The following is a 16104-nucleotide window of genomic DNA, read 5'->3' as shown; positions in this document are numbered from 1 at the left end:
GGCCAGCCGGCACGCCTCTGCTCACGATTGCGGGAACTGGAGCCTTTAGTGCGACTGCAATCCCGGCGATCCGGTTTCCGGATGGATCTCGGCCGCCATCATGCCCTTGGAGCCGGGCCCGAAGCGCACCAGGACATACTGGCCTGGCCTGAGCTCGGTCATGCCGAAGCGGCGCAGCGTCTCCATGTGCACGAAGATGTCGGGCGTGCCCTCGCCGCAGGTCAGGAAGCCGAAGCCGCGCAGCCGGTTGAACCATTTGACCTGGGCCCGTTCCAGCCCGCTGGTCGGGGTCACCGTGACATGGGTGCGCGGCGGCAGCATTTGCGCCGGATGGATCGCGGTCGACTCGTCCATCGAGACGACGCGGAAGGCTTGGTAACCCTTGGCGCGCTGGATGCATTCGACGACGACGCGGGCGCCTTCATAAGCCGTCTGGAAGCCGTCGCGCCTAAGCACGGTGACGTGCAGGAGGACGTCCGGCCAGCCGTTGTCGGGAACGATGAAGCCATAGCCCTTGGAGGCGTCGAACCATTTGATGACGCCACGGACCTCGACGAGGTTGGCGCCGGTCTCACCAAGCCCGCTGAATGGACTGAGCGCGCCCTCGCGGCCGGCACCGCCGTGTTCGCCCGGCGTCATTCGCCCGGGCGAAGTGCCCTGTCCGGGAACTCCAAGCTTCTTGGACTCAAATCCGTCCGACGACCCCATAACCCCGGACCCCACACTGCCATGCTACCCGCCACATTGGCGGCGCTCGAATCACGCGTCTTAAGAGATTGTTCTCGGTTCGACGCGACGCGAATCTTCGACTCAAAAGATAACACTCCCGGTTGCGGCGCATAGACAAAAAAGAGATTCGCCGGAACCTATGAACAGCTTGCACAGCCGCGAATCAAACTGATGCCTCAATTGCCGACAAAGGGCCCGAGAGTCTCGCCGATGTCGTGGTGGATGACGAGATCGGCGATGTCATCCTGATCCGTCGGCTCGCGATTGATGATCACGAGACGTGCACCTGCGCGCCTGGCCATCATCGGAAAGCCCGCGGCCGGCCAGACCACGAGCGAGGAACCGATCGCGATGAAGAGATCGCAGGCTTGCGACAGCGCGGTTGCTCGCTGCATCTCGTCATCCGGCATCATCTGGCCGAAGGAGATCGTGGCGGTCTTCACCGGCTCGTCGCACGTGGTGCAGTTGGGCGCCGCGCCATCGTCGTCGAAACGGCGCTTCACCCAATCGAGCTGATAGGCCTGCCCGCATCCGATGCAGCGCGCATAAGTGGTATTTCCGTGAAGTTCAATCACGTGTTCGGGCGCAAAGCCCGAGGCCTGGTGCAGATTGTCGATGTTCTGGGTGATGACGGCAGGAATCTTGCCGGCGCGGTAGAGCGAGGCCAGCGCGCGATGGCCGCGGCCGGGCTTCGCCGCCGCGAAGACCTCCTCCATCGCGAAGCGCCGGCGCCAGGATTCGTCCCGCGCCTCTTGGCTCGCAACGAACTCGTCGAATGGGATCGGACGGTTACGCGTCCAAATTCCACCCGGCGAACGGAAGTCGGGAATGCCGCACTCGGTCGAGATGCCGGCGCCGGTGAACGGCACGATGGTTCTGGCCTCGGCGATCATGCCACCGAGGCGCTCGATGCCGCTCTGAAGATCCGATGCGATCAATCGCGCCTCCCGACTCGTTTTGCCTGACAGCAACATGCGCAAGCGGCAAGATCGTTGACTCTCTTATCAAGCGCGAACGCAATGCGCTCCGCAATTTTTCCCGGCCTACGCTTATCACAATCCTGCAATGCCTCCTCCCCATTGACGCCCCATTCAGGAGCGCCAATGGATGTGTTGACGCGACTCAACGTGATTGCGGCGGCAGCGCTTGAGTTCGGATGTGCACATACTCGGGTGTAGAGGGGATTTGACATGACCGAAGACGAAGAACGCAAGGTTCGTGAGCGCGACGAGATCGCCGCCCGTGTCGCCGCCTTCCGTGCCACGCAGGAAAAGTTCAAGCGCGAGCGCGAAGAATATTTCGTGTCGACACTGGAGAACGCCCGCAAGGTCGAGCGGCCATCGCTCTGGCCCTAGCATCATCGCGCAAGCAGGCGCGAAGGCGTACGAATGAAAAAAGCCCGGAGCATCGCTCCGGGCTTTTCGCTATTGGGGACTACCAATGCCGCCAGTGGTGGTGGCGGTAGTACGGTCCGCCATAATAGGCGTAGGGGCCAGGTCCGTAGTAATAGCTCGGGCCGTCATAGTAGGCGTAGCCGGGACCGTAATAGCCATAAGGGTGGGAGGCGGCGATCGCGCCCGCGGTGATCGCGCCGGCGGCAAGGCCGAACGCGAGGCCCGGGCCGATGCCGCGGCCACGCGCCTCAGCCGGTGCAGGCGCCGCGACGGCGGTCACGCCGACGGCCGCGATGGTGGCCAGAACTGCCAGTGTTTTCTTCATGATGTCCTCCTTCGCGTCTCGCGGGATAACCCCGGGCACCTGCCATGGTTGCGCGACCGGAGAAACGACACGGTGGAAAAATCTCGATGCACCGGGAACGAAATCGCCGAATGCAGATTGATCCGTCAGGTGTGAGCCTTGGCCATCCGGGTAGAGGCATCAGCACGTAACCCCGTCAGCATCTCCGCGATGCTGGCGGGGTTTTCAGTCTCACGGGAGCAAATGGCAGCAGACCACCATTGCTGCCAGCGGGGTGGACGATCGAGGAGGAAGGTTTGCCCTTATCCGCTTTGCTGGCCCGTATTCGCAAATTGGTTCCCAGATCCGACGATGAGCATTACGACGAGATCGTCCGCAGCTTCGGTGTCGGCACGCTGCGCCCGCCGCCGACGCCGATGAGCGACCGCGAGCTGGCGCAGGCCATCGCCGAGTTCCTGAAGCAGCAGCCCTCGAGCGAATCCGTCGCGACCCTCGGCCGCCGGCTCGATCCCTCCTCTCCCGTCTGAGTTTCTTTGCGAGAGCAAGGAACCAGGATTGCGCGCAGACGTTGAGTTCCCTTACGCTGAGCGGAAAGTGGAAAGAGACCCCGAGATGCCCGCGTGGCTTGAGGTTTTGCTCAATCTGGTCGGCTATGCCGGCTTCGTGGCGCTCGCCTCGCGCGGCGCCGCCAGCCCGCAAGCGCCGGCCGACGATCGCAGCTACGGCGATGATGGCTAATTAGCGCGCGCCGTCTGGCCTGCCGTGCGCACCAGCTGGTCGGCCTTGATCGCAACGCGCGTGTCCTCCGCCTGCGGCCGCAGCGAGAAGCTGATCACCACGAAGGTAAGACAGAACAGCGTGCCGACGACGGCGACGCGCCGGTAGGTGTGCCGGTCGCCTTGAAAAAAGGACGGCTCCGAAAAAGGAATCATGGCAAAATTGCTTCTTGGCAAAGTCGTTTCTTGCTTGTCTTTGCCCGACACCTACCCCAACCCGCGCCAAGCGCAACGCGATTGGGCTTTTAACCTAACCGAATAGGGTTATCGGCATCGGTGCAAGTTATCGTTAGGCAGACCAGAGGCGCACCTCTGCCGCAAGGAGCGGTGAACGACCGGCCAGCTTTGTTCCAGCTTCGACTCCATTTCGTTCCCGAAGAACGAATCGGAATCACAGAAAACGGCGCGGAGCAGTTCTTAACGAATCCTCTTGCGACCTCGATCAGGCCGGCACACTTCCATGCGGCTCCTCCTTCACCACATTGCTTGCGGACAAGACAGCGGCGGGGACTGCGCCAGCATCACGCCATCTCGTTCCAATACGCGCGGTCGCATCGCCGCGGCCTGGCGCGACCTGTTCTGCATCCGACTCCATTTCGTTCTCGAAGAACGAATCGGAGTCGCAAAAATCAGCGTGGAGCAGTTCCTAATGATTGATGAAAGGGATGATTGATGAAAGCGCGCGCTGTCTCGGACGGCAGGACCCGTCGCAGGCAAACGCTGCGGCGACAAGCAAGCGCGCCCCTCAGAACGAGCCCGCGCCTGCGCATTGCCGCGTGTCGTTGCCGATGGATCAAGCCGCCCGCTTCGACTTGTCTTTCGAGAAGCATTCGAGGATCTGGATGCGGAGCTCTTCTGCGGCGGGCCCCTCGAGCTTCCTGAGCTCGTTCCACAGCCTGATCACTTCGCGCTGCTTTTCGACGGTCATGAGCACCCTCCCAATGGTCCACCAAGGCTGCCCACATTAGAACAAATAGAGAACAAAAAGTCCAGCCCTCGGGAGAGTTTTCGTGCTGAACCTTTTCGGCGCGGCAGGGACCTATGGAAGCTGGGGATTTCAGCGCCCAGTCACGCGGCAGCGCCGCCAGACGAACATACTCCGTCGTTGCGGCGCCGTTGCTTTTTGGCATTTCAACTTTAAGTTACGCCCATGTTGACGGCCAGGCTGAAATCCCAACGCCGTCGGTGAGAAGAGCCTCGCGCGAAAGCGCGGGGTTTTTTCTTGCGATGATTTGGTAAGGGCGGATTGCGGCGACCGGAACGAGGTCTCGCCTTCTGCATTGACGGTCCGAAATTCAGCGGGCCGGCAACCGCGCGACGCAGCCGTTCGGCGCGATTGAAGCTCGTTCGGCGCGACTGAAGCTTGCGCCGCGGAATACGCATCGAGCCGCTGATGATCTGCGAGTTCTGCGAGAACGAAATCCCAGTCGGTCTTTCGCTCTGCCCGGCTTGCGGAAAGCCGCAGGGCGCGCCCGGACGGAGCGAGCGGCGCGCGCCGTGACTTGTCCTGATCGTCGTGGCGGTGTTCGGCATCGCCATCGCCGAGCACCACCTCTTCTTCAGCCCTTGATCATTGCGCCGTCGCAAGAAGTCCGGCGCGATGACATCGTCGGCGGCTCAGACCGCGTCCTTCGCCACCTTCAAGGGCGAGGCCTTGACCGATTTGCTCGCGGGCTTCGCCGCAAACTGCATCGGCTCCTTGGTGAAGGGATTGATGCCCATGCGGGCTTCGGTCGCCGGCTTGTTCACCACCGACATCTTCACGAAGCCGGGAATGACGAACTCGCCGGACTCGTTGAGCTCCTTGTAGCCGACGGTCGCCATGTACTCGATCACCGACTTCACGTCGTTCTTCGAAAGCTGCGTGCCCTCGGCAATTGCATCGATCAATTGGGTCTTCGTCATCTTCGCCATGTCTGAATTCCTCTGAATGGGGGCGCGCGCAATTCCTGCTGGGGACGCGGCCGAACCGCGGGGGCACGCTGCTGATTCATGCCAGAAGTCATGAAGTGATCGGGCTTAGAACCCATCGAGGCCGAAAACGCAAGCACGGTTCTCGGGGACGCCCGGCCCTGTGAATGATGCCGCCGGACACGCCCACCTTCTTTTTGAACCATTCAGCGGTTGACGCGTCTTATGTTTGAAGTCGCTGAACTTCACCCCACCAGAGAGCCCCGCTGTCCCCAGGCGGGGCTTTCGCTGTTCGAGAGTCCAGTTGATCCCACCCGCCGTGTCACCTCCGCGTGAAACCTGTGGCTCCGCAGGCATTGTTGACGCTTCAGTAACCTAACGCGGCCAAGCTCCCATCATGTTCGTTGCGTTGGAGTATCCCCACAGTGCTGGATTTTGACGAGCTGCGTGAACTCGCAGCTGATGTTCGTATTTTCGTCGACGTCGCCGAAGACAAGGCCGAAGCGCTCAGAGCCGTCATCGCGGCTTACGATGTCGTGCTGGCGATCTTCCCCACCGAGGAGGGCATGGGCCTCCACGTCATCAAGGGCAGCGAGATCCTGGACAGGATCGCGAAATCGCGGACGCATGCGATGTACAGCCACACGGCGATCGCGGTTCCCGATCTTGCACATGCAAGAGCGCTCAAGTTCCTGACGGCCCCTGTCGATCAGCGGATTGCGGCCTAAAGCATGATCCGGAAAAGTGCGAAGCGGTTTTCCGGAAAGATCATGCGTAAACAACAAGCTATAAAGCGCGATGACGATTCATCCAAATCTCATCGCGCTTTAGTCTTCTGCAGCGCTTGCTTGTCGGCCACGCCGCTCCGCAGCAAAGCGGCGCGTGGTTCATTTCGCCCGAGGGCAGAGGTGAACCGCGCATCTGCCGTCAGCGAAGCAGCGCGGGTAGTTCACCCCGATAGAGAACCCCGCCTCCTCAAGGGCGGGGTTTTCGCTTTTGCGCGCTGCATCAGTTCGCCCGGAATTTCAAGCCTCTCTTTGCCGTTGACCCGGTTCCCCTGCCGACGCACCCTCTCGAGGGGGCGGGGTTTGAGGAGGCATTATGCCGAAAACCCTTGTGGAATTCAGAGCGAAGAACCTTCGTTTACTTGAACAGCTTTGTCCCGACGACCCGCGATACATCCAAGCCTGGTTGAAGCAATTCGATGAGCAGAACGGGATCGCGCCCGAAGCTCGTCCGAAGTCCGGCAAAGCCCGACGGGCAGCTTCGCCGAAGAAGGCCGCTTCGCCCGGTCGGGCGAGGTCGGCGCCCTCCTCCTCGGCCTCGGCCCGCTGATCGGCGCAGCGACGTACGCGCCTCGGGCTTCGATCCGATGCACGAGCAACGATACGAGGGCATGGCCCTCACGGAATGTCCGCGGCCTTCCGCCTGTCGCCGATCGAAACCGGCTTGTTCAGGAAATATTCGCGGTTGCCCGTCGCGGCTTCGGCATACTGGTCGATGGCCACGATGATGGCCTGGACGTGGGCATAGCACCACCCTTCCCGCGTCGCCCGTCGGCGAACGTCTTCGAGCGCGGTCAGGAAGGGCGACAGGTCTCTCTCGTCGTCGAACCATCGCCTGCTCACCATGTCCTCCCGCCGAGCACCCTGCCCTTGTTGTGATGCGGTTCCGCATCCTTCAGCGCGTCCCGCTGGCCGCAGAGACTTTCGACCTTCGCCTCCATCCGCGACAGCAGCGCTTCGGCCGAAGCCGTCCCGATGCCCGCCCGCTGCAGCTGGAGGATCTCCTTCCTCTGCCTGCCGATTTGGATGCGCATCCGTTCGATCTCCCGCCTGACAAAATCCAGGTCCGGCATGTTCAGCCTCACGATTTGAATATGGCCCAATGAGAACAAAAACGGAACGACAAGTCCAGTCCGACGTTCTACGGAAAAGCGGAGATTTGCGATGGCGGACAACACCCGGAAGGAACCGAAGGACTGGGTTTCCGGAGGCGACCCGATGACGGGAGCCCAGGAATCCTATCTCAAGACCCTCGCCGAGCAGGCGCACGTAAAGCCGCCCGAGCGCGAGCTGACCAAGGCCAAGGCCTCGGAGCTGATCGACAAGATGCGGCAAGAGGCCGGGCTGGACGAGTGACCCGCATGATTGCAGGGACCCGAGTCCGTGTGTATGCAAACGAAATTGGGAATCGAAAATGCCTTATTTCGTTTGCGCCCGCGACGGTGCCGGGCAGATTATTTTGAAACGGGATACCAGGGAAGCGGCCGAGAAGAAGGCCGCCGAGCTGCGCGACATGGGCTATTTCGAGGTCGAGATCGTCGCGAAGGGTGGCGAGAAGACGGCGTGAGGGACTGGACACGGTCAACAGGCGCTGACGCCGATCAGTCTCATCCTGACATCCCGATATTCGCGGTCTGGCGTGGTTCGCGCCGGGCTGAATTGCAACAACGAAGCAGCTTAGTCCTCTTCGGCGACACGCCTGCCTAGCTAGCGTCGTCTTGCATGTCCCTGGTCGCGAAGTGGCATCCAAACGCCAGCATGGCCAGGGTGAAGGACGAGCCGAGCAGAATTCGGAGAGTCAATTCCATCCCCTCGCTCACATACCTGACCTCGTGCCGGTGCGCGTAACGCTCGGGATGCGCTGCATCGGGCGCTTGAGGAGAGCTCGTCAAAGGCACAAGCCAGGCGACGGTGCCGCCAATCGCTGCAACCCTCGCAACCTTGCCTAACCTTTGAAGCCACCGCTTCATGCTTCCCTCAGCACCTTAATAACGTTGAGAATGACGAAAGCACCCAGACCGTAGATGAGCGCATTCACGAGCCACGACATGGCAATGCCGAGGAAGGTGGGTCCGCCGATCGCTCCCCAGAAGAAATATGCGGCGGTGATGCCAGGCCACTCCAGCGAAAGATAAGCGAAGTCGGTCAGCGGCTCGATGGCGAGGAGCAGCGCCGAAATGAGCGCCCCGACGGCCAGTGCGATGACGAGGTTCGTCTTCATGGAGGGCATCAGAGACCCAACAGCCCGGCGACAACAGGGATGAAGAAATAGGCGGCGATCCCGAGCAGGACGCCCACGACAAAGCGTGCAGCGCGGCCGTGAATCTTCGTATCGAGCCAGGCGCAAACGGCGACCGCAGCCTGCCTCAGCCAGCTACCGACGAGGCATCTGACGAGATCGAACAGGAGATCTGCGAAGAATGCGGCCATGGCGTTTAGTCGACCCCATCGCTGGCGGGGTTCAACTGCCGGCCGTTTGACCATGTCGGCCGGCAAACTTCGGGATGCGGCGTAAAGCGGGAATTGGGCGAGCCGGCAGTCGGATGGCGTCCGAAGGCGTGGCGACTGTCGGATACGGCGACACAGCCCCGAAATCGATAACCGCGAAGATCACCGCGGTCCTCGAGATCTGGGGTCAGTTGGTGGTCTGGAAAACATAAAAAGTCGCGCCGACAGCAAATGGGCGCGACTTTTTCGACGCCAGACTCGATCGGGAACGAGCTGTCGATTACTTCTCTTTGATGACGGTCGTGCCGCTGCTACTACCGACTGTCCCTTCCTCGCAGACTTTGGTCTGCTTGATGCGATCTTCGGCTTCCACGCGGCTCTTGAAAGCCATCGGACCGATCTGTGTTACGACCTCCTTGTCCGCCGGGCGTGTGGTGGTAACCGTGCATTGGCGGCTCGGACCTTGCACGACATAGTACTCATCGGCCAGTGCTGGGGCGGTGCATCCGATGATTAATGCGCCAGCAAGAAGTGGTGCCTTCATTGTCGCCTCTCTCTGTTCAAATGCTGCCGACCGACGCGATCAAGAGAGCTCCATCCTGTCGGCGGCTCTGTAACTCGTGCGGACTGCAAGAGTTCCGAAAGCCCCCTCCAGAGAACAAAGCCTGGAATGAGGCGAAGGTGCCGCAACGGCCAGTTGGTGGATGATGTGCTCAGGTTCTCATGGCCGCTGCATGGCCCGCGGGCTTTCCTTCCGGAAGCACAAACAAAAACGCCGCCCGGAAGGAGCGGCGAGTGCTAAAACCTAGATAGTGAGCGGAACTCACTTCTTCATGGCGTCCGCTGCGTCTCTCGCCGCATCCTTAACGTCACCTGCGGCCTTGTGCACAGCGCCTTTCGCCTTGTCCGCCTTGCCTTCCGTTTGAAGGTCCTTGTCGCCGCTCAGCTTGCCGGCGCCTTCCTTAATGGTGCCCTTGGCCTTATCGGCGACACCTTTCACATGCTCGCGATCCATAACGCGCTCCTTCGATCTGGATGACGCCTAAACGCAGGAAAAGGATCAGGGTTCCTCGTACCGCCATTGACGAACAACTCGGCTAAGCAGCCAAATAAGACGTGTTTTCGCACTTCGACGCCATTTACCAGGAACCAGCCCGCCCGGCTTGGCGGCAACGAAGTTGAACGCATTACCGTCGCTTCGTTGCGTGCTCGGTGATGCAGAAGTCGCGGAGCGTTGCACATTTACAACCCGCACAGCCATTCGAGGTAGTAAGCTGCGCGATCAGAATGACTGAAACATATTTCGTGTTTACTTCGATCCGATCAGCGGGGGCGAAAAGTGTTTGATGTCTATCGCAATGGCAAGCGGGACTTGCTTGTTCTGAGCAACGGCTCTGCAATACCCGTCGTTTGCTCTCGGAGTAAGTGGCGCAAGAGCAGAATAAGAGTTGTCAAAGTCAGCGATGAAATCAAGTCAGCCGTTCAGCGACAGGGCTATTATGTTCGCAGCTTGCGGGTCACCAAGGAGCGGATGATCTAGCTTCGAGCAGGACGGCGGCTTCTCCAGTGCGCAACTCTACTGTTATTGTCCAGCTATTCCGCGTAACCGCAGGCGAACTGGCTTTGGGAGGTTAGGTCATCGTCGCGCGACCAACTGTGCCAATCCGGCCTCGCTCAGGCGCGTATTCGGCGAAGCTGCTGAAAGGGCACGAGGCAACGGTTTTCGGGCTTCAGCTCCAGCCGCGGCAATTGCGGCATGGTCTTACTTCTTGAGAATGCCGACATCGGTGTTGCCCAAGTTGTCTATGGCGCGATGGGCGGCGGGCGTATCTACCGCGTTATCGTGCGAGGTTGGAGCCTGAGTAACCGAGGAAGCATCCACGTCGCCGCCAGTCGATGCATGGCTGAGCGCATTGCCGACGTTGGGACCGGAGGAGCCAGCAGTGCCGCTTATGGCATGCCCAGTCGATAGGGTGCCGCCCGCATAACCTGTGGAACTGGTGGCCGCAGTTCCGCCACTGCTCGATTCACCCGCACTCTGCGCCAAGGCGAGCGAAGAGCCGCCAACGAGTAAGATCAAGATAATGGCGATGTGGTTCACAGGGCGGTCCTTGACATGAACAACCGGCTCAATGAGTTGCACGTCCGATAGTTCCGTACGAGCTACCGCTCCCCCGGCCACACCGCTCCCCCGGCCACCATGTTGAAGGCGATACACGTTACCTCTCGACCTGACAGTATCCCCATCGATCACCTGGTTTCAGATGAACCTTTGCAGGTCAGACGAGATGTCGCCCAATCAGCCACACCCAAGCCCTCGGCGTCCGGAACGCCCCCAAGATTCCCGACTCACCCAAGCCCGCACCGCAACAATCGTCGCGGTGCCAGCAGGTGACGTATCCTTGTGGGGTAAATAACAGTGAGACATGCACAGGTATGAGGTGCCAGTGAGAGGCCGCCTCGGCGGTCTCCTCATTTCAGCAGGTTTCCGTGGACGCCTGAAAGCGCTCGGCCGCCAGCTCGCGATTGCGCCACTCGGCCCGCGGCTGGCGCTCGGCCGCCAGCTGTAGACCGGCGACTGTCGTTGCGATCACGTCATCGATCTCCGAATTACGGTGACAGTGTTGGAAACTCGCCTAATTGCAGTTTGAGTTGAGTGCACTGTCGGCGTAATTGCCCGCGACGTCATCCAGCCTCTGCTTGCCCGAGAACACCGAGCACATTGCAGCCGGAACTGCGCCGATAAAGCCGAACCGCAAGGCCTCAAACACGCTGACATCGCGCATCAGGAGCCCCGCGCCAGCCGCAAGCGCGTACCCGGACAGCGCTGTCGGAAGAATGCGGGAGAGATGGTGCCGCCTGAGCAACCAGTCCACGAGCGCAGTTACAAGCGCCGGAACGATGCCGATCAGATATCCTCTCCAGATCATGCCCGGCATGACCTGCATGTCGGCAACCGAGGTGTCCTCGTAGAAAGAGAGTGCGCTCAGAATCAGCGTCAGTATCAGCGGGAATATCAGGACGAAAACAAGAAACCGTCTCATACGACCTCGCGGGACTCTCGGGACTCCGCGTCCGAATTGCGCCGCTCTCCGTTCATGGGCGTCAACGATCTCGGCGCCGGAGGCTCATCCCGCCCTGCCCTGCACCGCGATCAGAGCAGCCCACGATGTATCGTTTGAACCAAGTCACGGCGAATGAATCTCGTTTCCGGGCATTCGTCGCGGCGAATGCTGCGCTGGTTCACCGCGCTATCGAGTCGATAGTGTCGTGCTTCCGTTCAAAAACTCCGGCCATGTAGATGCAATAAGTGGAAAGGTATGCGTGCGGGGCGAAACGAAAGAATTCGCCGTTAGTAGTAGCGGCTTTGCCCCTCAGCTTCGAGGTACATTGGCAGACAATCATTTTTGCGAGGCTTTTCTGCCCCTGCCGCTCCCCCTACTTTCCTGCTATCTCTCCTCCCGCCGTCCCGGCCCAAAGCAAAACCCTCCGTCAATCCAAGGGAGCAATAACCATGCGATACCTCCACACCATGCTGCGCGTGCGCAATCTCGATGTCGCGCTGAAGTTCTACCAGGATGCGCTGGGCTTGAAGGAGGTGCGGCGGATCGAGAACGAGAAGGGGCGGTTCACGCTGGTGTTCCTGTGCTCGGCGGACGATCTGGAGGCGCTGAAGCAGCAGCCGCCGACGCGGGGGGCGCCGCTGGTCGAGCTCACCTACAATTGGGACGAGGAGACGTACGGCGAGGATCGCTTCTTTGGCCATCTCGCCTATGAGGTCGACGACATCTACGCCACCTGCGAGAAGCTGATGAAGGCCGGCGTCACCATCAACCGTCCCCCGCGCGACGGCAACATGGCTTTCGTCCGGTCGCCGGACCTGCATTCGATCGAGCTGCTGCAGAAGGGCGAGCCGAAGCCGCCGCTGGAGCCGTGGGCATCGATGCCCAACACCGGCCACTGGTAAGCTTGCGCGCCGGAACAAGCGCTCGCGGCGGGCGTTCACCCTCCAGTGATGCGATTGGAGGAGGATGCGATGGCGAGAGGGCTGTTGCTGTGGCTGCTTGGCGTGCCGATCCCGGTGATCATTCTCTTGTGGCTGTTCTTCGGCCGCTGAGCGTCAGATCGAACTTTGCAATGAAAGCTCCGTCGCGTACGGAGCTTTTTGCATGAGGGACGCGCCGCAATCGCGCATCGCTCCGAGCGCCGAGTTCCGCTATCACCCGTAGCAAGGTGGATTTCGACACCGAACAATGCCGCGGGAGACGCTTCATGCCTGACACCAAGCTGACGATTTGGGGCCGCGCCAATTCGGTCAACGTGCAGAAGGTGCTGTGGTGCCTCACCGAGCTTGGCCTTGCTTACGAGCGGATCGATGCCGGCATGCAATACGGCAAGACCCGCGAGGCCGCGTATCTCGCGATGAACCCCAATGCGCGGATCCCGACGCTGGTCGAGGGCGACTTCATGCTTTGGGAGTCCAATTCGATCATGCGCTATCTCTGCCTCGCGCATGGGCGCGGCACGCCGATCTATCCGGAGGCGCCGAAGCAGCGCGCCTCGGTCGACCGCTGGCTCGACTGGACGCTGTCGACGGTGCAGCCTGTCGACCGCCCGGTGTTCTGGGGCATCGTGCGCACGGCGCCCGCCGAGCGCGACATGATCCAGGTGCAGCGCGATGCCGATGCCGCGGCCGAGGTCTGGGCCATCGCCGACCGCCTGCTCGCCACCCGCCGCTTCGTCGAGGGCGAACAGTTCACCCTGGCGGACATCGCGATCGGGTCCTATGCGCGGCGCTGGCTCGGCGTCGAAGGCATCAGCCGGCCGGCGCAGCCGCACCTCACCCGCTGGTTCGCCGAGCTCGGCAAACGGCCCGGATTTGCGCAATTCGTCGCACCGCCGATGTCGTGAGCGCCGGCGCGGCGCAAGCTGCGACGATCGCGCGAGGAACCGTCGTCGGAGCAAGCCGCGCGACCGATCGGCCGCATCTTTCGACGATGGCATCATACCCCTGTTTTGCCCGACGCCTCAAGCTCGATTTCGCAAAATCATAATTCTGAAAACCATAAGCATTTGCCGTGGCTTGGCTACTGTGCATGGGGTTGTTTTCGCGGTTTTTGTTTTGGGGCCCCTAGCGCCAGCCGCGCTCGACCACAACCACGCAGATGATCAGCAACAGAGTCACCGCGGCGGTGGCGAGGCGCGCGGTCCAGCTGAGGCCGCGGCCGACCCACAGCAAAAGCGCGCAATACATCAGCACGGGGACGATGATGTCGAGCCGTATCAGATCCGCAGGCATGGCACATCAGCGCCGGATGGTGGTGTCGATGCTGATCGCGCCGCCAATCTTGACGCAGGTGCCGGTGCCCTCGACCAGGACGAAGCGCGGGCCGTAGGAGGCGCAGGATCCTGTCCTCGCCGTCCCGGCCGTGCCCGCGAGCGGCAGCGCCTTGCCGGTCTCCTTGCCCGCCTGCGGCCGCTCGGCAGGCGGCAGGCGCAAGCTCTCAGCCGCAGTCGCGGACGTGACCAGCAACGAGATCAGGATGAGGAGCGGCGTGCGCATCACCGCCTTGTAGCCCGGACCGGCGCTGCGCGCCATCGGCGTCCGCGTCCGTGATCAGATGAACTTGACGCCGGCCGACTTGCCGCGGCGCCACACCACCTGGCAGCTCCGCCCGGTGCGCGCGTCGCGTGCGAAGGCCATTCGGATCACGCCCGGAAGCTGGCTCGCGTCCTCGTCCAGTGTGATCTTGGCGCCCGTATCCGAAATGTCCTGGACCAGGCAATGCCGCGCGGCGAAGCCGCCGTCGAGCGTGATCCAGGCGTGCCGCGACAGCAGCTTGCGGGCTGCGCGCTTCTTCGGCGGTGGCATTGGCGAAAAATCTCCCCTGTCCAGCGCTACGCAGGGAACCCTAACAAACCGTTGAAATCGCCTCCGGATGATCCCGGAGCCGGCGCCGTCCACTGGAGCCAAAAGTCCGTTCCCGAATGGCTTGCCCGGGAGCGCAAAGGCCACTATACGTTCGCCCGCTGCAAGCCGCCGGGCACTGCTCGGCCGGCCAGCGGCCGTGCCGCGGAAAGCGGCGGGGCCCTGCGTTTGCTCCCTTCGTCTATCGGTCAGGACGCCACCCTTTCACGGTGGAGAGAGCGGTTCGATTCCGCTAGGGAGCGCCATTAGCGAAAATCGCCGTTGTAATTGCAGCGAAATTTCCTGCTTTTGTCCCACTCCTGTTTCAGGTGGGACAGTCAACGTTCTGGTTTCGGACCGCTTAAGGGTCCGCCCCGTCATGCCTGCAACTTCGCCATAGCGGCGTTGGCCGTTTTCTTTCGGCTCGCCGCCTTGGTGTAGCGCTCAACCTCTTTCAAGCTTTGGTGGCCGGTGATCGCCATGATCTCGTGCGGCGTGGCGCCGGCCTCGGCAAGCTCGGTCGAGGTGGCCTTGCGGATGCCATGCGCCGAGCAATGCGGCAGATCGGCTTGCCGGCACCAATCCTTGAACTTGTTCCCAAATCCATTCGCCGTGAACGGCTTGCCGAATTCAGTGAGCAGGAACGTCATGTTGGTTCCGACCTTCGCCTCCGCGATGCTCTCGGCCAAGGCCGGGTGCAGCGGGATATCGATGTCGATCGGGTTGCGGTGCTCGTTCTTTGCCTGGCGGAAGCGGACTCGGCCGTCGCGCATATGTTGCCGGCCGAGGCGCGGTGCATCCTCGCGCCGGCCCGTCGTATAGCGCAGCAAATCGAGCGCGAGCCGCGCCTTCGTCCCGAGTGGGTGCCGCTCGTAATATTTCTGAATTTCCTCATCGGTCCAAGTGTGGTGTCCATCCGACCGGTATTTCAGCTTTTTGACTCCCATCGTCGGATTGGCCATCGTTTCCTCGGCCTCATTCGCCCAAGAAAACAACGCCCGCAACGCCTTCACCAATTGATTCGCGGCGGCCGGCGTCGCGGCCTTCGCATCACGCATCCGACGGACATGCCGGGACTGCATCATCGCAACAGGCTTCGCCCCATGCTCCAACGCGATCTCGTCGAGCGCCCGACGCTGCCAATTGCGCGTGCTGATGTCCAACGCCTTGTAAGCAGCGCTCGCATAGTAACGGATGCAGAGATAGCGAAACGATCCCTTCTTTGCCTCGTCAGCCTGCCGCAGCGGCGCCTCGGCGGCGGTTGCGATCGCCGCTTGATATTCGTCCATGAATTCGGGAGTGCCCGGCAGAGCGCGAATGCGAACCTTGCGCTTTCCGGGCGCGCGGACGTAGCACCGCACGTTGCCGTGCCGATCGACATCCTCGCAAATGTATTTGAGCGGCACACGCATGTTTGAAGCCGGATTCAATCCCATGGATTTGCCCCACCATCGTCGAATGCGTCGAAAGCGCAGTCAAGCGCCTTGCGATCCCAAATGGTCCGGGCGCCGATCCTCTTAGGGGAAGGCATCTCGCCGGCGGCGACCATTTTATCGAACGTCGAGGGGCTAACTCCGATGTATTCAGCGGCTTGAAGACGCGACAAGCCTCGCGGCGGCAACGACAGCGGCAACGTGCTGCTGCGGCGCGCGGAAGTTTTCTCGTCGAGCATGATCCAACCCGGAAAAATTAATGCGGCCACAACGATCCTTGGCCCCGACGTGCGGAGCCGCGAGTGGGCGGGGAGGATCGCTTTCGGCGAGGACGTGGCCGCTCGCCCTACAAGGAGATGCCCACTCACGGTGTTGCGGGGCCGCCCTAGGGCGGCTCCGCACATGATGCGCTGGCT

30 protein-coding genes and 1 tRNA gene are annotated in these 16104 nt (G+C 61.6%); 11 read left to right on the top strand and 20 right to left on the bottom strand.

Translation table 11 applies throughout. From position 1 onward, the window contains the following. Window positions 1-45: 45 nt before the first annotated feature. Together EAV90_RS31970 and EAV90_RS31965 are read right to left on the bottom strand one after the other, a co-directional pair. On the bottom strand, window positions 46-639 hold the full coding sequence (locus EAV90_RS31970; protein ID WP_376707259.1) for a cold-shock protein: 594 nt from the start codon (window positions 637-639) through the stop codon (window positions 46-48). A 266-nt stretch (window positions 640-905) separates the two neighbouring features. Continuing rightward, complete coding sequence (locus EAV90_RS31965; protein WP_164937197.1) at window positions 906-1667, bottom strand: SIR2 family NAD-dependent protein deacylase; 762 nt, start codon at window positions 1665-1667, stop codon at window positions 906-908. Between the two features lie 252 nt (window positions 1668-1919). Between EAV90_RS31965 and EAV90_RS39820 the strand changes: the two genes are divergently transcribed. Then, a complete protein-coding gene (locus EAV90_RS39820) occupies window positions 1920-2084 on the top strand; it encodes a hypothetical protein (protein ID WP_164937196.1) in 165 nt (54 codons plus the stop codon). A gap of 79 nt (window positions 2085-2163) precedes the next feature. On the opposite strand, the gene EAV90_RS31960 is transcribed toward EAV90_RS39820, so the two are convergent. Continuing rightward, complete coding sequence (locus tag EAV90_RS31960) at window positions 2164-2448, bottom strand: hypothetical protein (RefSeq protein WP_122406684.1); 285 nt, start codon at window positions 2446-2448, stop codon at window positions 2164-2166. Between the two features lie 275 nt (window positions 2449-2723). Here EAV90_RS31960 and EAV90_RS31955 point away from each other — a divergent pair, with 275 nt between their 5' ends. Next, the gene (locus EAV90_RS31955; RefSeq protein WP_122406685.1) at window positions 2724-2954 is read left to right on the top strand and encodes a hypothetical protein; all 231 of its coding nucleotides are present in this window, start codon (window positions 2724-2726) and stop codon (window positions 2952-2954) included. Between the two features lie 85 nt (window positions 2955-3039). After that, on the top strand, window positions 3040-3165 hold the full coding sequence (locus EAV90_RS41330; RefSeq protein ID WP_283809886.1) for a hypothetical protein: 126 nt from the start codon (window positions 3040-3042) through the stop codon (window positions 3163-3165). On the opposite strand, the gene EAV90_RS31950 is transcribed toward EAV90_RS41330, so the two are convergent. From EAV90_RS31950 to EAV90_RS31940, 4 genes are all read right to left on the bottom strand, one after another. Beyond that, window positions 3162-3359 (bottom strand): hypothetical protein, encoded by a 198-nt coding sequence (locus tag EAV90_RS31950; RefSeq protein WP_129145712.1) that lies wholly within the window; start codon window positions 3357-3359, stop codon window positions 3162-3164. The genes EAV90_RS41330 and EAV90_RS31950 overlap by 4 nt on opposite strands. A 637-nt stretch (window positions 3360-3996) precedes the next feature. Beyond that, window positions 3997-4131 (bottom strand): hypothetical protein, encoded by a 135-nt coding sequence (locus EAV90_RS41325; RefSeq protein WP_283810521.1) that lies wholly within the window; start codon window positions 4129-4131, stop codon window positions 3997-3999. 129 nt (window positions 4132-4260) lie between these two features. After that, window positions 4261-4755 carry a hypothetical protein gene (locus tag EAV90_RS31945; protein ID WP_129145702.1) on the bottom strand — a complete coding sequence of 165 codons (495 nt, stop codon included), beginning with the start codon at window positions 4753-4755 and terminating at the stop codon, window positions 4261-4263. A gap of 65 nt (window positions 4756-4820) precedes the next feature. After that, entirely contained in the window at window positions 4821-5117 is a 297-nt protein-coding gene (locus EAV90_RS31940) for an HU family DNA-binding protein (protein ID WP_008558895.1), read from the bottom strand. 422 nt (window positions 5118-5539) lie between these two features. On the opposite strand from EAV90_RS31940, the gene EAV90_RS31935 reads away from it, so the two are divergent. Next, on the top strand, window positions 5540-5842 hold the full coding sequence (locus EAV90_RS31935) for a hypothetical protein (protein ID WP_122403337.1): 303 nt from the start codon (window positions 5540-5542) through the stop codon (window positions 5840-5842). 675 nt (window positions 5843-6517) lie between these two features. On the opposite strand, the gene EAV90_RS31930 is transcribed toward EAV90_RS31935, so the two are convergent. Both EAV90_RS31930 and EAV90_RS31925 read right to left on the bottom strand, forming a co-directional pair. Then, on the bottom strand, window positions 6518-6745 hold the full coding sequence (locus EAV90_RS31930) for a hypothetical protein (RefSeq protein WP_122403338.1): 228 nt from the start codon (window positions 6743-6745) through the stop codon (window positions 6518-6520). Next, window positions 6739-6972, bottom strand: coding sequence for a hypothetical protein (locus tag EAV90_RS31925; protein ID WP_122403339.1), 234 nt, complete (start codon window positions 6970-6972; stop codon window positions 6739-6741). Before EAV90_RS31925 ends, EAV90_RS31930 begins: the two co-directional genes overlap by 7 nt. A gap of 91 nt (window positions 6973-7063) precedes the next feature. Here EAV90_RS31925 and EAV90_RS31920 point away from each other — a divergent pair, with 91 nt between their 5' ends. Both EAV90_RS31920 and EAV90_RS39815 read left to right on the top strand, forming a co-directional pair. Then, a complete protein-coding gene (locus EAV90_RS31920) occupies window positions 7064-7255 on the top strand; it encodes a DUF3072 domain-containing protein (protein ID WP_122403340.1) in 192 nt (63 codons plus the stop codon). 58 nt (window positions 7256-7313) lie between these two features. Next, complete coding sequence (locus EAV90_RS39815) at window positions 7314-7466, top strand: hypothetical protein (RefSeq protein ID WP_160118828.1); 153 nt, start codon at window positions 7314-7316, stop codon at window positions 7464-7466. A gap of 399 nt (window positions 7467-7865) precedes the next feature. Here the strand turns inward: EAV90_RS39815 and EAV90_RS31910 are convergent, their stop codons facing one another. The 4 genes from EAV90_RS31910 to EAV90_RS31895 form a co-directional block, all read right to left on the bottom strand. After that, window positions 7866-8129, bottom strand: a complete 264-nt coding sequence (locus tag EAV90_RS31910) for a hypothetical protein (protein ID WP_122403342.1) — start codon at window positions 8127-8129, stop codon at window positions 7866-7868. Next, window positions 8129-8329 (bottom strand): hypothetical protein, encoded by a 201-nt coding sequence (locus EAV90_RS31905; protein ID WP_122403343.1) that lies wholly within the window; start codon window positions 8327-8329, stop codon window positions 8129-8131. The genes EAV90_RS31910 and EAV90_RS31905 overlap by 1 nt, the downstream gene beginning before the upstream one ends. Window positions 8330-8627: 298 nt before the next feature. Further along, window positions 8628-8891 carry a hypothetical protein gene (locus tag EAV90_RS39810; protein WP_162500288.1) on the bottom strand — a complete coding sequence of 88 codons (264 nt, stop codon included), beginning with the start codon at window positions 8889-8891 and terminating at the stop codon, window positions 8628-8630. Window positions 8892-9170: 279 nt separating this feature from the next. Continuing rightward, on the bottom strand, window positions 9171-9362 hold the full coding sequence (locus EAV90_RS31895) for a CsbD family protein (protein WP_122403344.1): 192 nt from the start codon (window positions 9360-9362) through the stop codon (window positions 9171-9173). A 324-nt stretch (window positions 9363-9686) separates the two neighbouring features. On the opposite strand from EAV90_RS31895, the gene EAV90_RS40945 reads away from it, so the two are divergent. After that, window positions 9687-9887 (top strand): hypothetical protein, encoded by a 201-nt coding sequence (locus EAV90_RS40945; RefSeq protein WP_122403345.1) that lies wholly within the window; start codon window positions 9687-9689, stop codon window positions 9885-9887. A 222-nt stretch (window positions 9888-10109) separates the two neighbouring features. On the opposite strand, the gene EAV90_RS31885 is transcribed toward EAV90_RS40945, so the two are convergent. Next, entirely contained in the window at window positions 10110-10490 is a 381-nt protein-coding gene (locus EAV90_RS31885) for a hypothetical protein (protein WP_129145701.1), read from the bottom strand. A gap of 304 nt (window positions 10491-10794) precedes the next feature. Here EAV90_RS31885 and EAV90_RS41320 point away from each other — a divergent pair, with 304 nt between their 5' ends. Further along, window positions 10795-10917 (top strand): hypothetical protein, encoded by a 123-nt coding sequence (locus EAV90_RS41320; protein ID WP_283809888.1) that lies wholly within the window; start codon window positions 10795-10797, stop codon window positions 10915-10917. 66 nt (window positions 10918-10983) lie between these two features. Here the strand turns inward: EAV90_RS41320 and EAV90_RS31880 are convergent, their stop codons facing one another. Continuing rightward, on the bottom strand, window positions 10984-11391 hold the full coding sequence (locus tag EAV90_RS31880; protein ID WP_122403347.1) for a hypothetical protein: 408 nt from the start codon (window positions 11389-11391) through the stop codon (window positions 10984-10986). A gap of 470 nt (window positions 11392-11861) precedes the next feature. Between EAV90_RS31880 and EAV90_RS31875 the strand changes: the two genes are divergently transcribed. Both EAV90_RS31875 and EAV90_RS31870 read left to right on the top strand, forming a co-directional pair. Continuing rightward, window positions 11862-12314, top strand: coding sequence for a VOC family protein (locus EAV90_RS31875; protein ID WP_129145700.1), 453 nt, complete (start codon window positions 11862-11864; stop codon window positions 12312-12314). A 305-nt stretch (window positions 12315-12619) separates the two neighbouring features. Next, window positions 12620-13258: a glutathione S-transferase family protein gene (locus EAV90_RS31870; RefSeq protein WP_129145699.1), complete on the top strand. Its 639-nt coding sequence runs from the start codon at window positions 12620-12622 to the stop codon at window positions 13256-13258. Window positions 13259-13478: 220 nt separating this feature from the next. Here EAV90_RS31870 and EAV90_RS31865 read toward each other — a convergent pair whose 3' ends face one another. Genes EAV90_RS31865 through EAV90_RS31855 form a run of 3 tightly spaced genes read right to left on the bottom strand, consistent with a single transcriptional unit; the run spans window position 13479 to window position 14219 of the window. After that, entirely contained in the window at window positions 13479-13646 is a 168-nt protein-coding gene (locus EAV90_RS31865; RefSeq protein WP_122403350.1) for a hypothetical protein, read from the bottom strand. 6 nt (window positions 13647-13652) lie between these two features. After that, a complete protein-coding gene (locus EAV90_RS31860; protein ID WP_122406686.1) occupies window positions 13653-13910 on the bottom strand; it encodes a hypothetical protein in 258 nt (85 codons plus the stop codon). Window positions 13911-13964: 54 nt separating this feature from the next. Beyond that, window positions 13965-14219, bottom strand: coding sequence for a PilZ domain-containing protein (locus tag EAV90_RS31855; RefSeq protein WP_122403351.1), 255 nt, complete (start codon window positions 14217-14219; stop codon window positions 13965-13967). Window positions 14220-14446: 227 nt separating this feature from the next. Here EAV90_RS31855 and EAV90_RS31850 point away from each other — a divergent pair. Next, window positions 14447-14521: transfer RNA gene (locus EAV90_RS31850), tRNA-Glu, on the top strand. Between the two features lie 111 nt (window positions 14522-14632). Here EAV90_RS31850 and EAV90_RS31845 read toward each other — a convergent pair. After that, complete coding sequence (locus EAV90_RS31845) at window positions 14633-15667, bottom strand: tyrosine-type recombinase/integrase (RefSeq protein ID WP_129145698.1); 1035 nt, start codon at window positions 15665-15667, stop codon at window positions 14633-14635. A gap of 14 nt (window positions 15668-15681) precedes the next feature. Continuing rightward, window positions 15682-15927 carry a helix-turn-helix transcriptional regulator gene (locus EAV90_RS31840; RefSeq protein WP_129145697.1) on the bottom strand — a complete coding sequence of 82 codons (246 nt, stop codon included), beginning with the start codon at window positions 15925-15927 and terminating at the stop codon, window positions 15682-15684. Window positions 15928-16104 lie beyond the last annotated feature (177 nt).

The organism is Bradyrhizobium vignae (genome assembly GCF_004114425.1).
Lineage (GTDB): Bacteria > Pseudomonadota > Alphaproteobacteria > Rhizobiales > Xanthobacteraceae > Bradyrhizobium > Bradyrhizobium vignae.
Note: the sequence above shows the minus strand (reverse complement) of the source record. Positions and strands in the feature narration are given on the sequence as shown.

What these genes read in the sequence shown, in the direction of transcription:
- EAV90_RS31970 (WP_376707259.1), bottom strand. Translation starts at nt 639, where the DNA reads ATGACGCCGGGCGAACACGGCGGTGCCGGCCGCGAGGGCGCGCTCAGT.
- EAV90_RS39820 (WP_164937196.1), top strand. Translation starts at nt 1,920, where the DNA reads ATGACCGAAGACGAAGAACGCAAGGTTCGTGAGCGCGACGAGATCGCC.
- EAV90_RS31960 (WP_122406684.1), bottom strand. Translation starts at nt 2,448, where the DNA reads ATGAAGAAAACACTGGCAGTTCTGGCCACCATCGCGGCCGTCGGCGTG.
- EAV90_RS41330 (WP_283809886.1), top strand. Translation starts at nt 3,040, where the DNA reads ATGCCCGCGTGGCTTGAGGTTTTGCTCAATCTGGTCGGCTATGCCGGC.
- EAV90_RS31950 (WP_129145712.1), bottom strand. Translation starts at nt 3,359, where the DNA reads ATGATTCCTTTTTCGGAGCCGTCCTTTTTTCAAGGCGACCGGCACACC.
- EAV90_RS41325 (WP_283810521.1), bottom strand. Translation starts at nt 4,131, where the DNA reads ATGACCGTCGAAAAGCAGCGCGAAGTGATCAGGCTGTGGAACGAGCTC.
- EAV90_RS31940 (WP_008558895.1), bottom strand. Translation starts at nt 5,117, where the DNA reads ATGGCGAAGATGACGAAGACCCAATTGATCGATGCAATTGCCGAGGGC.
- EAV90_RS31930 (WP_122403338.1), bottom strand. Translation starts at nt 6,745, where the DNA reads ATGGTGAGCAGGCGATGGTTCGACGACGAGAGAGACCTGTCGCCCTTC.
- EAV90_RS31925 (WP_122403339.1), bottom strand. Translation starts at nt 6,972, where the DNA reads ATGCCGGACCTGGATTTTGTCAGGCGGGAGATCGAACGGATGCGCATC.
- EAV90_RS31920 (WP_122403340.1), top strand. Translation starts at nt 7,064, where the DNA reads ATGGCGGACAACACCCGGAAGGAACCGAAGGACTGGGTTTCCGGAGGC.
- EAV90_RS39815 (WP_160118828.1), top strand. Translation starts at nt 7,314, where the DNA reads ATGCCTTATTTCGTTTGCGCCCGCGACGGTGCCGGGCAGATTATTTTG.
- EAV90_RS31910 (WP_122403342.1), bottom strand. Translation starts at nt 8,129, where the DNA reads ATGCCCTCCATGAAGACGAACCTCGTCATCGCACTGGCCGTCGGGGCG.
- EAV90_RS31905 (WP_122403343.1), bottom strand. Translation starts at nt 8,329, where the DNA reads ATGGCCGCATTCTTCGCAGATCTCCTGTTCGATCTCGTCAGATGCCTC.
- EAV90_RS39810 (WP_162500288.1), bottom strand. Translation starts at nt 8,891, where the DNA reads ATGAAGGCACCACTTCTTGCTGGCGCATTAATCATCGGATGCACCGCC.
- EAV90_RS31895 (WP_122403344.1), bottom strand. Translation starts at nt 9,362, where the DNA reads ATGGATCGCGAGCATGTGAAAGGTGTCGCCGATAAGGCCAAGGGCACC.
- EAV90_RS31880 (WP_122403347.1), bottom strand. Translation starts at nt 11,391, where the DNA reads ATGAGACGGTTTCTTGTTTTCGTCCTGATATTCCCGCTGATACTGACG.
- EAV90_RS31875 (WP_129145700.1), top strand. Translation starts at nt 11,862, where the DNA reads ATGCGATACCTCCACACCATGCTGCGCGTGCGCAATCTCGATGTCGCG.
- EAV90_RS31870 (WP_129145699.1), top strand. Translation starts at nt 12,620, where the DNA reads ATGCCTGACACCAAGCTGACGATTTGGGGCCGCGCCAATTCGGTCAAC.
- EAV90_RS31865 (WP_122403350.1), bottom strand. Translation starts at nt 13,646, where the DNA reads ATGCCTGCGGATCTGATACGGCTCGACATCATCGTCCCCGTGCTGATG.
- EAV90_RS31860 (WP_122406686.1), bottom strand. Translation starts at nt 13,910, where the DNA reads ATGCGCACGCCGCTCCTCATCCTGATCTCGTTGCTGGTCACGTCCGCG.
- EAV90_RS31855 (WP_122403351.1), bottom strand. Translation starts at nt 14,219, where the DNA reads ATGCCACCGCCGAAGAAGCGCGCAGCCCGCAAGCTGCTGTCGCGGCAC.
- EAV90_RS31845 (WP_129145698.1), bottom strand. Translation starts at nt 15,667, where the DNA reads ATGCGTGTGCCGCTCAAATACATTTGCGAGGATGTCGATCGGCACGGC.
- EAV90_RS31840 (WP_129145697.1), bottom strand. Translation starts at nt 15,927, where the DNA reads ATGCTCGACGAGAAAACTTCCGCGCGCCGCAGCAGCACGTTGCCGCTG.